Genomic DNA, 14,284 nt, shown 5'->3' with positions numbered 1-14,284 from the left:
TCAGCCCAATCGGATCATGCGTTAATTTCCGCTGACGTCCCGCAGCTTCCGGGACAGGATCAATCTGGACAGCGCAGCATGACAACCGACCCATCTCGTGCAGACCGGTCGGCAGCTTCCGCCAATATCAGCGCCCTGACGCCGTCCCGCTCATCGGCCAAAGGACGTGATTTGCCCTCGATGATGTCCGCGAAATGCTCCACTTCGCTAGCGTAGGCGTCGGCGTAACGATCGAGGAAGAAGTTCTGGAAGCAGTCCCCCATGGCTCCATTCTGGGTCCACGTCTGCACGCTGGTCTCCAACTTGTTTTCGGCCCGGATCAGCCCCTTCGACCCGAACGCCTCGATCCGCTGGTCGTAGCCGTAACCGCTGCGGCGGCTGTTGGAGATGACGCACAGCTTGCCGCTGGCGGTGCGCAGCATGATCTTGGCGGTGTCGAAGTCGCCCGCGGCCCCTATTTCAGGATCGATCAACACGGAAGCGGAGGCGAATACGCTTTCAATCTCCTCGCCCAGCAGCCAGCTGGCCATGTCAAAATCGTGGATTGCCATGTCCTTGAAAATGCCGCCCGACACAGCGACGTAAGAAACCGGCGGGGGCGCGGGATCGTGGCTGATGATGTGGAGCGTCTCAAGCTCGCCAATCTCGCCCTGCTTCAGCCGCCGCTGCAGGCTGGCAAAGCTGGGATCGAACCGCCGATTAAACCCCAGCAGCACGTGGCGGTCACTGCCAATCAGCGCCTGTTCGACCTGGGCGGCGCGACCGGCATCCTGATCCAGCGGCTTTTCGCAAAAGACATGCTTGTCCGCGCGGATCGATTCCAGCGTATAGTTCAGATGGGTGTCGGTCGCGCTCGCGATCACGACCCCGCTGATCGCCGGATCGGACCAGACATCCTCGATCGATGACACGCGGGCGCCATAGAGACGGGCCAGCTCCTCGGCCCCGCCAAAGGGATCAACGACTCGCGATAGCGACAGGCGACCGTTAGCCGCGATGTTGGCGGCGTGGATCTTGCCGATCCGGCCCGCGCCTATCAGGGCGATCTGAAACATGGGAATACCTTTCCTAAAATCGACAATGTCGTTCGGACGGGGCGGAAATGCGCCCTCGCCTGTCAGCCGTCGGCCTTCGCCAGTTCGGCTTCCATCATCTCACGCAACTGAAATTTCTGCACCTTTCCCGATACCGTCATGGGGAAGCTGTCCATGAAGCAAACGTAGCGCGGCACCTTATAATGTGCGACGCGGCCACGGCAGAAGGCGATGATCGCATCCGCATCCTCCGGTTCGCCGGGGCGCAGCTTGACGCAGGCCACCACTTCTTCCCCAAACTTGGCGTCAGGGACGCCGACCACCTGCACGTCCAGAACGGACGGATGGAGATAGATCAACTCTTCCAGTTCGCGAGGATAGATATTCTCCCCGCCGCGGATGATCATATCCTTGATTCGACCGACGATCCGCGCATATCCCTCGCCGTCGATGATGGCGATGTCGCCGCTGTGCATCCACCCGTGGCGCACCACCTCCGCCGTTTTTTCCAGGTCCCCCCAATAGCCGAGCATCACTGAATATCCGCGGATGCACAATTCGCCTGGCTCACCACGCATGACGGTGGTTCCGGTTTCGGGATTGACGACCTTGGCCTCCAGATGGGGCTGGATGCGGCCGATCGTGCCCACGCGGACTTCGATGGGATCGTCCAGCGACGTCTGGAAGCTTACCGGGCTGGTTTCGGTCATCCCGTAGGCGATGCCGATGTCGCGCATGTGCATGCGTGTCATCACCTTGCGCATCAATTCTTCAGGGCAGGGAGACCCAGCCATCAGTCCGGTCCGCAGCGTTGACAAATCGAAGCGGGGAAATTCGGGATGCTCCAGTTCGGCGATGAACATCGTCGGGACGCCATGCAATATCGTGCAGCGCTCCGCTTCGACGGTTTCCAGCACCGCCAGCGGATCGAAGCCGGGCGAGGGGTAGATCATGGTGACGCCATGGACGACGCTCATGAGGTTGCTCATCACCATGCCGAAACAATGATAGAGCGGCACGGCTATGCATATCCGATCACCCGCGACCGCACCCATTGCTGTACCGCACATGGATGCATTATTGAGGACATTGCGGTGCGAGAGGGTTACGCCCTTGGGCGATCCGGTGGTGCCGCTGGTAAACTGGATATTGATAGGATCGCTCGCCTGCAGCGTCACGGCGACGCTTGCAAGTTCCGCTTCTGATGTCGGTGTCCGCGACGCGGCGACATCGTCAAAATCAAGCCATCCCGGACGCCGATCACCATCGATCTTTATCAAATAGCGGAGCGCCGGGAGGCGATCCGAGACGATCTCGCCCGGCCCTTCGCCAAAGCGGGTAACTAACGCCTCTGCCATGGCAACATAATCGCTGGTCTTGAACGATGCCGCGCAGATCAGCGCCTTCACATCCACCTTTGCCAGCGTATATTCAAGCTCACCTATGCGATAGGCGGGGTTGATGTTGACTAATATCATGCCTGCGCGGGCGGTCGCCAGCTGAGCAATGGTCCACTGGGCACAATTGGGCGCCCAGATGCCCACCCGGTCGCCCCGCCCTATGCCCAAAGCCAGCAGCCCCGCCGCGAAGGCGTCCGTCACCGCCTTCAGTTCCGACCAGGAATAGCGGACATTGCCATGACGCGCGACGAGCGCGTCGTCATCGGGCCAGCGCTGCGCTGCGAGTTCCAGCGCTTCTCCGATCGTGTCCTCCCGAAGGGGAGGATGCGATGCGCCGATAACATGGCTGAATTCACTAAGCGTCATCAAGCCCTCGTCGGGTTATGCCGACCGGTGTTGGAACCGATCGAGGATCGTCATTTCATGGTCGGGATCAGGAAGGCGTCCGAAAGAGCCGTTCCCTCAGGAGAAGCCGACGGGCCATGCCAGCGCTGGGTCACCGTTTTCACCTTTGTCCAGAACCGAACGCCCTCTTCCCCATGCTGATTGTGATCGCCGAACCCCGAACGCTTCCAACCGCCGAAGCTGTGATAGGCGACCGGCACCGGTATGGGTACGTTGATGCCGACCATGCCGACATTCACCCGAGCGGCAAATTCGCGAGCGGCTTGACCGTTGCGGGTGAAGATGGCGACGCCGTTGCCATATTGATGCTTTGAAGGCAGAGCGAGGGCATCCTCGAAACTGTCGGCGCGCACCATCTGGAGCACGGGTCCGAAAATCTCTTCCCGATAAGCGCTCATGTCGGACGTCACATGGTCGAACAGCGTCGGGCCGACGAAAAAGCCGTCTTCATACCCCTGAAGGGAAAAGCCGCGTCCGTCGATGACCAGTTCGGCCCCTTCCTCGACACCGGTCTGTATCCACTGTTCGATGCGGGCCTTGTGCTGGGCTGTCACCACCGGGCCGTAATGCGCATCCGCATCGGTCGAGACGCCGACGCGCAGCGCCTCAATGGCGGGGATGAGCTTTGCCTTGAGCCGTTCGGCCGTATCCTGCCCGACCGGCACCACCACCGGCAGCGCCATGCAGCGTTCGCCCGCAGATCCGAAGGCCGCACCGCACAGGTCGGCGACGGTCTGGTCCAGATCGGCGTCGGGCATGACGATGCCGTGATTTTTCGCGCCGCCCATGGCCTGCACGCGCTTTCCAGCCGCGACGCCGCGATTATAGACATAATGAGCGATGTCCGACGAGCCGACGAAGCTGACCGCCGAAATCGCCGGATGGTCCAAAATGGCGTCGACCATTTCCTTGTCGCCCTGAACCACCTGGAAAATGCCGTCGGGCAGCCCCGCCTCCGTCAGCAGCTCTGCCAGGCGGATGGAGGTGGATGGGTCACGCTCTGACGGCTTGAGGATGAAGGCGTTACCGCACGCCATCGCCACCGCGCTCATCCACAGCGGGATCATGGCCGGAAAATTGAAGGGCGTGATACCCGCGCCGATGCCGATCGGCTGGCGCATGGAATAGACGTCGATGCCGGGACCGGCGCCTTCGGTATAGTCGCCCTTCAACAAATGCGGGATGCCGCAGGCAAACTCCACAACGTCGAGACCCCGCTGGATATCACCCCTGGCGTCGGCGATGACCTTGCCATGTTCCGATGCCAGCAGATGGGCAAGATCGTCCATGTCGCGTTCGACCAGCCGCTTGAAGTCAAACATGACACGCGCCCGGCGCTGCGGATTTACGGCCGCCCATGCCGGCTGCGCCGCCACTGCTGCATCGACGGCCTGTTGCAGCTCTTCGGCCGTGCCCAGGCCGACGCGGGCCTGCACCTTACCATTGTTAGGATCATATACGTCCCCGGTGCGGGCGGATACGGAACTGACCGCGCGTCCGCCGATGAAGTGGGGAATATTTCGCATTTCGGCTTCTCCCGGCAAGATTAGATGCTGTTCCGGCTCTTCATGAGCAGGTCTTGATATATTCAGTGGGTCGAGCGACGATTTCGACGCTCATCGTTGCCCAGCCGCCGCCATGGAGAAGGTGCAGCATCCCATGGACGGGGCTGGACAGGCTTCAGACGCAGAGGGCGCAATCCACCTTCATTCGACAGTCACCCATCCTTACCGGGTCGGTCGGGATAGGTCCTTCAGGGTCATGAAGTTCCTGCACTGGATTCAGGGGCACGCCTTATTCTCCTATATCCGGGTTTGCAGATATGCCGCGCGCGATCCAGTCATGTGCGGGATCATTGGCAAACACCCAGTTGCGACGGGGACCGGCCATCACGTTCAGATAATAAAGATCATAGCCATGCGGCGCCCCGACCGGGTGGTATCCGCGCGGCACTTTGACCACATCGCCATCCTCCACCGCCATCGTCTCGTCAATCGACCGGTCATCGGTATAGACGCGTTGGAAGGCAAAACCCTGCGGCGGCGAAAGGCGATGATAATAGGTTTCCTCCAGGAAGGTTTCTTCCGGCCACGCATCGCGATCATGCTTGTGGGGAGGATAGCTGGACCAATGTCCGCCAGGGGTGATGACTTCCACCACCAACAGGCTGTGCGCGTCCGCCTTGTCATCCAGTATGTTGCGTACGAAGCGCTGGTTCGTGCCATGTCCGCGCGTTTCCAGCCCCACATCTTCGGGCGCGATGACGCGCGGACGCCGATCACCGCCACCGGGCGCAGTGCAGATCGCCACTTCCGTGGCATTGGCGGCCTCAATGCGGTAGGATGTCCCGGCAGGAACATAAACCGACGTCGCGGGTCCCGCAAAAACGTCTGTCCGACCGCCCAGCTCGGCGAAACGCTCTTCGCCGGCCTTAACATCAATCACGCCGGACAGGATGACGAGGCACGCTTCCCGGCCTGCCTCTCCACCCTCATGGACCTGCCCCGCCGCCAGACGGAGCACCTTGAATCCGACATAACGCCAGCCCGCGCTTTCCGGTGTGACGTCTAGCATCACGCCGTGCGCGTCAGGATCGTGGCTGCGGACCTTGAGGCTCATGCCGCCAGCCCCACCTCGGCGGCGAGGCTTCGGAGTGTCTCGAGGCCCAGCTGCTGGTACACGCGGGGATTGGCGATCGCTGGATCCTGCTCTGCCTCAACCACGATCCAGCCGATGTAGCCGATGCGGGCCAGCGCGCCCAGGAATGACGCATAATCATAGGCGCCGTCGCCAGGGGCAGTGAACATCCCACCGACCACGCCGTCGAGGAAGCTTGCGCCGCCAGCACGCAGCCTGTTGTACCGCCCACGGCGTACATCCTTGCAATGGACATGGTTCACGCGCTCGGGCCGTTCACCGATGATCTTCAGCGGATCGATACCGCCGCAAAGGGCATGGCCGGTGTCGAGCGTCAAACCGACATGCTCGTCGGTGACATCGAAGAAGCGCCGCAACTCTTCGGCAGTCTCGACAACGGTGCCGAGATGGTGATGGTAGGCAAAACGCAGCCCGCGCCTGTTTACATGCGCCGCCACCGCGTTCAACCGCGCGCCGAAGCGCTCCCAGGCCTGATCGTCGATCCGGGGATGGACATCGAGGGGACAGGACCGGTCGCCATGTACCGCGTTCGACGTTTCGGCGAGAATGAAGACGCTCGATCCCATCGCCTCCAGCAACGCGAGATGGTCTGCCATGGCGGCGATTTCGGCATCGGCGTCGCGCGTGAGAAGGTTCGACGAATACCAGCCGCCGACGATATCCAGCCCGTGGGTGGCCATGATCGGTTTCAAGGTGGCAGGATCGCGCGGGAACTTGCAGCCAAGCTCCACCCCTTCAAAGCCGATCTGGCTGACGTCGCTCAGCAGTTCATCCAGCGTGATGTCGCCGCCTAGTTCGGGCATGTCGTCATTGGCCCAGGCAATCGGGCTTACACCCCAGCGTATCGTCATGGCTTCCGCCTCTTCTTCATATCTTCATATCGAATGAGGGCCGCAGCGACTTCATCGCGGGCCGACACCTGCGGCACCGCGACGTCCCACCAATGCCCGCCCGACTTGGTAGTTATCGCGGGATCGGTATCGAGAACGATGACGTAGCTGGTCGATGATAAGGCGGCTCGGGCGAGCGCCTCTTCAAGCGAAGCGATGCCGGACACTTTTTCCGCACAGGCGCCCAGACTACGGGCGTGGGCGGCGAAATCGACCGTGGGGAGCGCTTCCTGCCGCGCATCGGCCAGCAGGTTGTTGAAAGGCCGCCCGCCTGTCGCCTGTTGCAACCGATTGATGCAGCCATAGCCGCCATTGTCGAGCAGCACGACGATGAGCTTGAAACCCAACATGACCGAGGTCGCCAGCTCTGAATTCAGCATCAGATAGCTGCCGTCACCGACAAGGACGAATGTCTCCCGCGTGGGATTTGCCATCTTCACGCCCAGGCCGCCGGCAATCTCATATCCCATGCAGGAAAAGCCGTACTCGACATGGTAGCCGCCTGGCTTCTTCACGCGCCATAGCTTGTGCAGTTCACCGGGCAGGCCACCGGCCGCGCAGACAACAACGGCGTCATCGGGCGCATTCCGTAACACCGCGCCGATCACCGCCGCGTCGGAAGGAAGGCCGTCGCACGGAGCCATCGCCACGTCGCCCGCCTCGCTCCAGTCCGCCATGGCGACACCATTCTCCCGTTCCCACGCCTGTGGAACGCGCCAGCCCGCCAGCGCATTGGTCAGAGCCTCGATCACGACGCGCGCGTCGCCCACGACGCTCTTCGCGCCGTGCTTGTGCGCGTCATGCGGCGCGACATTGACCTGGAACAGATCGCCCTGGAACAGCGTGCGTGACCCCGTGGTGAAATCCTGCAGCCGGGTGCCGATGCCGATGATGAGGTCCGCATCGAGCGCGGCGCGATTGGCGGCGCTGGTCCCGGTGACGCCGATCGCGCCAAGCAACTGGCCGTGACTGGCGATGAGCGCACCCTTCCCCGCCTGCGTTTCCGCAACGGGAATGCCTGTGGTCTCCGCCAGCGCGGCTAACGCATCTTCGGCGCGGGAATAGAGGACACCGCCGCCGGTCACGATCAGTGGCCGCTGCGCGGCACGCACCGCCTGTACCAGCGCGTTCAGTTCCGTTTCGTCGGGGCGGGGTCGTCGCTGCCGCCACAGGCGCGGTTCCAGGAAGCTGACCGGGCAATCGAAAGCCTCCGCCTGCACATCCTGGCACAGGGACAGGGTGACGGGACCGCAACGGGCCGGGTCAGTCATCACCGCCATGGCGCGCGGGGCGGCATCCAATATCTGTTCGGGCCGGGTAATGCGGTCGAAATAGCGGCTGACCGGGCGGAAACAGTCGCTGGCGCTGACCGTCCCATCGCCGAAATCCTCAATCTGCTGAAGTACAGGATCGGGCAGGCGGCTGGCGTAGACGTCACCGGGCAGGAACAGCACCGGCAAACGGTTGACGTGGGCGAGCGCGGCGGCGGTCACCATATTGGTGGCGCCCGGCCCGATCGACGTCGTGCAGGCCATTGCCCGCTGGCGGCGATTTGCCTTGGCGAAGGCGATGGCGGCATGCGCCATTCCCTGCTCATTATGGGCGCGATATGTCGGAAGGGCTTCGTCGATTTCCGCCAGCGCCTCCCCGACGCCTGCGACATTGCCATGGCCGAAGATCGCCCAGACCCCAGCGAAAAAAGGTTGCTCGACCCCGCCGATCTCGACGCGCTGCGCCGCCATCCAGCGAATGAGCGCCTGCGCCATGGTCAGCCTGACGGTTTCTCCGCTCATAGCGCCTGTGTCCGCCTTGCGTCGCGCCATGCCTGTGCCAGCATGTTGAAGCTCGCGGCCATCTGCGCGACGGCCTCTTCATCGTCGATCTCATCCTTGAACCAGCGCATGGCGGGCTCCACCCATATCGTTCGGCCGACAGCGAAACCCTTGACCAGCGGGTGCTCAACTGCGGCGGAAAAGCTGGTCAGTAAGGCGTCCTCTTCCGATGCCAGCCCCAGCAGCAATATACCGCGGCAGTAGGGATCGCGCGCCGCGATTACCCGTTCGATGGCTGCCCAGGTCGCCGGTTCGACCGCTGGCTCCAGCTTCCACCAGTCGGGATACACGCCCAGATCATATATATGCTCGATCACCTTGGCCACCGTGTCAGTTTCGACCGGGCCGCTCCTGGAGGCGATGACCTCCAGCAATAATTCGTGCCGCCTGTGCCGACATGCCTCGAACAGGTTGAGGATCTGCCGGTCCTGATCGGCGCGAAGCTCCGCCGGATCATCGGGATGATAGAAAACCAGACATTTGACCACATGGTCGAGCGGCCAGTCGGCCAAGATCGTGGCGGCTTCGCGCCCGCCTTCGAACCGCAAGGGTCGCGATCCGGGCAATTCGATCGGCCGACCGATCCAACAGGTCGTGTCGGCAGCCATTTCCAGCGCGGTCCGTCCATAGCGGCCGTCGGCGAGTAGCCCGAAACCGGCATCGCCACCGGCAACCTCAGCCATGGCTTGCAACGCCAATTCCTTGAACCGCGATACGCGATGCAAGTTGTTGGTGCCCAGTTCCTCGACAAGTTCGTCAAACTGGGCGCGATGGTCGATCGCCAGCACGGTCAGGTCGCCATGTTCCGCCAAGCGATTGGTCGCCCAATGCGTATGTTCCAGCGCGGCGCTGTCGCGCAGGCGCGCGGGCCAATCGCTGCGCGAAAGAAACACTCGCAGTTCCTCCCAGCTCGGCTGGGCTGGGGCGCAGCCGTGCCGCGACACGACGATGGCACCGCAGGCGTTGCCATAGGTGCAGCATTGCTCGATGCTTTCATCACGCAGCCAGCCGCGCAGGAACCCGGCCATGAACGCGTCCCCTGCGCCCAAAACGTTGAACACTTCGATGGGAAAGCCCTTGCCGACAATGCCCTGGTCCAGATGGTCCGGTATCGCGCCCGGCAAGGCGACGCATCCGTCCGATCCGCGCTTGCACACCAGCAGCGCGTCGCTGCCCGCGCGGATTTCGCGCAGGGCCGCGATGGTGTCGGTGGTGCCGCCCAGAATGTGGATTTCCTCCTCCGTCCCGACGATGAGGTCGCACAGGGGCAGGATTTCCTGCAAGTCCTGCGTCACCCAATCGCTCGAAACGAAACGGTCTTCCCCATTGTCCTTCGACGCCAGCCCCCACAGCACTGGGCGGTAATCGATGTCGAAGATGACACGGCCGCCAGCCGCCCTGATCGCCTGCACCGCTTTCAATGTGGCGGCGCGGACGCCCGGCTGCGAAAGATGCGTGCCGTTGATCAAAAGCGCGCCGGCGGAGGCGACGAAATCGGGATCGATATCCTCTTCGCACAGCGCCATGTCGGCGCAATTTTCACGGTAGAAGATGAGCGGGAAACGATCCGCATCGCGAATGCCCAGGATGACGAGCGCGGTCAGCCGATCTGGATCGCTGATGACACCGGTGACATCGACCCCCTCCGCCGCCAGTTGCTCAATAATGAAGCGCCCCATATGGTCGGACCCGACACGCGTGATAATGCCCGTATGAAGCCCCAGCCGCGCTGCGCCGATGGCGCTGTTGGTGGGACTGCCCCCGACATATTTGGCAAAGGAACCCATATCCTCCAGCCGCCCGCCGACCTGTTCGCCATAAAGGTCGATGCCTGAACGGCCCAGAGTGATAAGTTCCAGGGCGCGACCGCCCGTCGAAGTACCGCTCATTGCCTGCCCCCGCCATGGATGGATAAGGACGGGGCGGTGTCGTGCCGGTCGATCGCGGCCAGGATGTCGGCCACCACGTCGCGGCTGCGGAACTGCAACGACAGCCGATCGGCATCCGTCAGCAGTTGAACCATGCAGACGAAGACCACATCATTTTGCGGATCAGCCCAGAACCAGCACCCCGCGGCGCCATCCCAGAAATAGGTGCCGCGCCCCAGACGCACGCCCGCCTGTTGCGGATCGGTGATCGTGACGCCGTTATAGGCATATTCATAGCCGGGCCGCAGAGAGTGCGGCGGCGTGCCGAACCCGCCAATGAGCAGATGATCGGGCGTATGGCTGTGCATCATCAGGGCGGCGGCTTCGCGGCTGATGATCCGCTTGCCATCCAGTTCCCCCTGACCCAGCAGCATGCGGCCAAAGCGCAGATAATCGCCAGCGGTCGACGCCAGGCCACCCCCGCCCGACGCGAGGAGGGGCGCGCTGTCATAGGGAAGCACCACGTCCCGAGGCGTCAGGCCAGAGATATTCTCATAGTTGAGTTCCTCGTCATCGCGGCTCACTTCGATCAGCGTGTCGCCCGCCAGCGAATAAAGCGTGGCGAGACGGTGGCGCTTTTCTTCGGGCACGATGAAGTCGGTATCGACCATGCCGAGCGGATCGAAAATGCGTTCGCGCATGAAGTCCCGCAGGCTCATGCCGCTCAGGCGCTCGACGATGATGCCCTGCACGTCCATCGATGCGCCATATCGCCACCCGGTGCCCGGATGGAAAGCAAGCGGCACCTGCGCCAAACGCTTCAAATACTCCCGCGCACTGATGTCATGGGGGATTGCCGGAACATGGGCGGCACGAAAAAGGCGGTCGACCGGCTCGTCGGTAAAACCATAGGCGAAACCGGCCTGGTGCGTCATCAGATGCTGCAGGGTCGGCGGACTGGCGGGGGGAACGAGCGGCAAGGTGTCGGGGAACAGGCCCTGCTCAAGCACCAGCAGGTTGGCGAGTTCGGGCAGGTGATCGGCAATCGGGTCGGACGGCGACCATTTACCTTCGTCCCAGAGGATCATCATCGCGACCGCCGTTACCGGCTTGGTCATCGAATAGAGCCTGAAGATAGAATCTTCCTGCATCGGGTCGCGCGCAGCGGCGTCGCGCCAACCGATCGCTGAACCGTGCACGGCGGCATCGCCCCGCCATATAGCCGTCGCCGCACCGCTCAGCAATCCGCGCTCGATTGCATCGCTCAGAAGCGCGTCCACCTTGAACCAGTCCTGTGCCGGGTGAATTAGAGCGTCTTTCGCAATATCGGTGCATTGGCCCGGCAGCTGCCCCACCATCCCTCTCCTCTGGAAATTACATTCCATGATATATTGGATCAGAACGTTCAGTGCAATAGCTCAATCGGAAGCTAGGTGCTTTTTATCTGCTCCTGATCCGATGCCGCTTCATCACGGCGGGCAGCCGCACCAATGGCGAGCGACTGGGCCAGGCACATCGATGCGGCAAGCGAGCGAAAGCCGCGCACTTCGGACTCGCGCACCTGAAGGATCAGATTCGCGTCTCTGGCTATCGGGCCGATGACGCTGTCGGTGATTGCGATGACCGGGCAGCGACCCTTTGCCGTCTCGACCAAATTCAACGTTTCGTGACTGTAGGGCGAAAAACTGATTGCCAGCATGACGTCGCCGGCACCAAGCCCGCCGACCTGCTGGATCTGAAGCCCAGCTAGTCCATCGACAAGGACGGTTCGCTTGCCCCCCTGTCCCAGCATATAGGCGAGGTAAGTCGCGACAGGGAATGAACGACGAAACCCCGCCACGAAAACGGTCTCCGCCTCGTGAAGCATCTCAATCGCTTCGGACAGTTCGCGCAAGCCTACCGCGTGATTTAAATTTTCCAAGGCAAGAATATTTCCTTCGACGAATTCCGAAAGCAGCTGGCGCGGGCCTTCAGCTTCCCCGGTAGTCCCGTAGCGATGCTGCCGGATCCGTTCGGCATAGCCGACGGAGCGATCTTCACGCAGCAGGCCATCACGCACCAGGCGCTGCATCGGGGTGGCACCTGAAAAGCCAAAGGCTTGGGCAAAGCGGACGATGGCAGACGGTTGAACGCCGCTGCGCTCCGCCACCACAGCCAAGGTTTCAAAGGCTATGTCGTTCGGTTCGTCCAGAATGTGTCGGGCGATGCGCTGCAGCCGGTCACTGAGATCATCGTAGCGCGCACGGATCACATCCAGAAACTCGTCCAGATCGCGGGGTTGTGAAACTTTTTCCAACATCTAGGTTTTCCTTCTGGGATACAAAGATAGGGACCAGCGGCAAGAGGGGAGAGAACCAATCCCTCTGGCATTCCGCCTCATTTAGAACACAAATTCTCGATCGCAAAAAAACAATTTTACCTGAAGCGATCACCACCTATGGCGCTGCGAGGGATCAGCTGAGTAACCGGGAGGACAGGCGCCGCTCCTTAAAACGACGGAAAAGTATAGCGATTCTCTCTCAGTCAATTGCGCATTCCCGATGGCTTCCACGCGCTACATACAAGTTCCTTATTATGCCTTTCGTCATTCTCGAACGCGGAGCTCGTAGGGCGTAGCGAAGCAGGCCATTGCTTATCTATTCAGCGGCGGACGCCTGTGGGGTCTCGTGTCCCAGGGATGAGTGCGCCCTCTCCTGATTTGTAGTCCTCTGCCCAGGCGGAGATCACCACGCGGACATGGTCGAGGCTCAGGAACAGAGTCTCGTTGAGCAGCTCGTCGCGCATGCGACCATTGAAGCTCTCGACGTAGCCGTTCTGCATCGGCTTGAGCGCGCGCTTTGCGCCGACCTTGCGTCCAGCGTTCCACGACACCCGCTCACGAGCGGCGGGATCAAATTCTGATAATCCCATGACACATCTCCAGTGGCCATGATGGCCAAGGGGATAACGTCCAACCAAGCAGGTGGCGGCAGATCACGAGGCGGCCGCGATATGCAAAAAGTTAGCGAATTTTCATAGAATCACCTAATACCAAGGCGCATTGATCAGAACCCATGCGCCCATTTTCGCAGTCCAATGGACATGATGCGCCAAGGCTGATCAGCCAGCTTGTTCCAGGCGTAGCAACAGTGATCGACGATATCGTCGTACGATTTGAAGATGCGGTTCGACAGCCAGTTGTCGCGCATGAATTGCCACAGGTTCTCGACAGGATTGAGCTCGGGACATCTGGGGGGTAGCGGCATCAAAGTGATATTGGGCGGAACGACCAGTTCGGCCGAGCCATGCCATCCGGCTTGATCGAGTAGCAGCACCGCGTGGGCGCCCGGGGCGACGTGGAAGGCGATCTCCTCGAGGTGCATGCTCATCGCTTCGCTGTTGCACTTGGGCATGACGATACCCGCGGCCTTGCCTTCGGCCGGACAGATCGCCCCGAAAATCCATGCCGACGATCGCCGTTGATCCTTGGGCGCTGATGGCCTCGTGCCGCGCTTCGCCCAGCGCCGGGTGAGCTTGGTCTGCTGCCCGACCCTTGCTTCGTCTGCCCACTATAGTTCTACCGCCGTTCCCTTTGGGAGCGATCGGGTGATTTGCGCCAAACGGGCTGCGAAGTTTTTTTAAAATCAGCAACATCATCGGGTTTCTGACCGCGATGGCGCGGCCGCGCGGAGAGTTTGCGGTAGCCCATTGCGCGAAGCTCGCGCCCAAGGGTTTGACGCGTGACCGAGAGGCCGAACTCATCCCATATCCACTGGGCCAGATCGGCAAGCCGCCAGCGTACGACGCCATGCGCTGCCGGGATAGGACCGACCTCGATTTGTCCGGCAAGCCGGGTACGCTGCTCGTCGTTGAGGATCGAAGCCCGCCCTGGCGCCTTGCGCGTCGCCAAGCCATCAGGACCATCCTTGTTGAACCGCAAGACCCAGTCGCGCACGATCTGTAGCGTCACACCGGCAACCTTGGCTGCATCGCTCCGGCTCCCGCCATCCAGGATCACCGCAACTGCCAATAACCGCCGAACCTGATCGGCGTCTCCGCATCGGCGAGAAAACCCACGTAACTCCACTGATGTGTAGTCAGTTCGAACCCCAATCGCCGCCGCCATCGCAAGCCTCCTTCTGCTTGCAATCTCGAATCATAATTTCAGGCTTTTGGAAATCCCTGGCGTGAGTCTGCCTCCGCGAGCGTTGGTATTAG

9 protein-coding genes and 2 pseudogenes are annotated in these 14,284 nt (G+C 61.7%); all 11 read right to left on the bottom strand.

The genetic code is table 11. The annotated features are described in order from the left end of the window. Positions 1–59: 59 nt before the first annotated feature. Complete coding sequence (iolG, locus tag ACNHGR_RS24650) at positions 60–1,055, bottom strand: inositol 2-dehydrogenase (RefSeq protein ID WP_449470466.1); 996 nt, start codon at positions 1,053–1,055, stop codon at positions 60–62. 62 nt (positions 1,056–1,117) lie between these two features. Then, positions 1,118–2,800, bottom strand: a complete 1,683-nt coding sequence (locus tag ACNHGR_RS24645) for an AMP-binding protein (protein ID WP_449470467.1) — start codon at positions 2,798–2,800, stop codon at positions 1,118–1,120. Between the two features lie 50 nt (positions 2,801–2,850). Next, positions 2,851–4,365, bottom strand: coding sequence for a CoA-acylating methylmalonate-semialdehyde dehydrogenase (locus ACNHGR_RS24640; protein ID WP_475289644.1), 1,515 nt, complete (start codon positions 4,363–4,365; stop codon positions 2,851–2,853). A 268-nt stretch (positions 4,366–4,633) separates the two neighbouring features. Continuing rightward, a complete protein-coding gene (iolB, locus tag ACNHGR_RS24635; protein WP_449470469.1) occupies positions 4,634–5,458 on the bottom strand; it encodes a 5-deoxy-glucuronate isomerase in 825 nt (274 codons plus the stop codon). Beyond that, entirely contained in the window at positions 5,455–6,348 is an 894-nt protein-coding gene (gene iolE / locus ACNHGR_RS24630; RefSeq protein ID WP_449470470.1) for a myo-inosose-2 dehydratase, read from the bottom strand. Before iolE ends, iolB begins: the two co-directional genes overlap by 4 nt. Further along, a complete protein-coding gene (gene iolD, locus ACNHGR_RS24625) occupies positions 6,345–8,180 on the bottom strand; it encodes a 3D-(3,5/4)-trihydroxycyclohexane-1,2-dione acylhydrolase (decyclizing) (protein WP_475289641.1) in 1,836 nt (611 codons plus the stop codon). The genes iolE and iolD overlap by 4 nt, the downstream gene beginning before the upstream one ends. Beyond that, the gene (locus ACNHGR_RS24620; RefSeq protein WP_449470472.1) at positions 8,177–10,108 is read right to left on the bottom strand and encodes a bifunctional 5-dehydro-2-deoxygluconokinase/5-dehydro-2-deoxyphosphogluconate aldolase; all 1,932 of its coding nucleotides are present in this window, start codon (positions 10,106–10,108) and stop codon (positions 8,177–8,179) included. Before ACNHGR_RS24620 ends, iolD begins: the two co-directional genes overlap by 4 nt. Further along, on the bottom strand, positions 10,105–11,445 hold the full coding sequence (locus ACNHGR_RS24615; protein ID WP_475289639.1) for a serine hydrolase domain-containing protein: 1,341 nt from the start codon (positions 11,443–11,445) through the stop codon (positions 10,105–10,107). The genes ACNHGR_RS24620 and ACNHGR_RS24615 overlap by 4 nt, the downstream gene beginning before the upstream one ends. Before the next feature lie 71 nt (positions 11,446–11,516). Next, a complete protein-coding gene (locus ACNHGR_RS24610; RefSeq protein WP_475289637.1) occupies positions 11,517–12,386 on the bottom strand; it encodes a MurR/RpiR family transcriptional regulator in 870 nt (289 codons plus the stop codon). Between the two features lie 224 nt (positions 12,387–12,610). Beyond that, positions 12,611–12,913, bottom strand: a pseudogene (locus tag ACNHGR_RS24605) (integrase core domain-containing protein); the annotation flags it as partial. A 218-nt stretch (positions 12,914–13,131) separates the two neighbouring features. Then, positions 13,132–14,192: pseudogene (locus ACNHGR_RS24600) on the bottom strand (IS630 family transposase). Positions 14,193–14,284: the final 92 nt, after the last annotated feature.

It is taken from the genome of Sphingobium sp. RS1 (assembly GCF_056156825.1).
This window is presented reverse-complemented; position numbering and strand designations above follow the sequence as displayed.

Coding starts and splice junctions, on each gene's coding strand:
- iolG (WP_449470466.1), bottom strand. CDS start 1,055: ATGTTTCAGATCGCCCTGATAGGCGCGGGCCGGATCGGCAAGATCCAC.
- iolB (WP_449470469.1), bottom strand. CDS start 5,458: ATGAGCCTCAAGGTCCGCAGCCACGATCCTGACGCGCACGGCGTGATG.
- ACNHGR_RS24645 (WP_449470467.1), bottom strand. CDS start 2,800: ATGACGCTTAGTGAATTCAGCCATGTTATCGGCGCATCGCATCCTCCC.
- iolD (WP_475289641.1), bottom strand. CDS start 8,180: ATGAGCGGAGAAACCGTCAGGCTGACCATGGCGCAGGCGCTCATTCGC.
- ACNHGR_RS24610 (WP_475289637.1), bottom strand. CDS start 12,386: ATGTTGGAAAAAGTTTCACAACCCCGCGATCTGGACGAGTTTCTGGAT.
- ACNHGR_RS24615 (WP_475289639.1), bottom strand. CDS start 11,445: ATGGTGGGGCAGCTGCCGGGCCAATGCACCGATATTGCGAAAGACGCT.
- ACNHGR_RS24640 (WP_475289644.1), bottom strand. CDS start 4,365: ATGCGAAATATTCCCCACTTCATCGGCGGACGCGCGGTCAGTTCCGTA.
- iolE (WP_449470470.1), bottom strand. CDS start 6,348: ATGACGATACGCTGGGGTGTAAGCCCGATTGCCTGGGCCAATGACGAC.
- ACNHGR_RS24620 (WP_449470472.1), bottom strand. CDS start 10,108: ATGAGCGGTACTTCGACGGGCGGTCGCGCCCTGGAACTTATCACTCTG.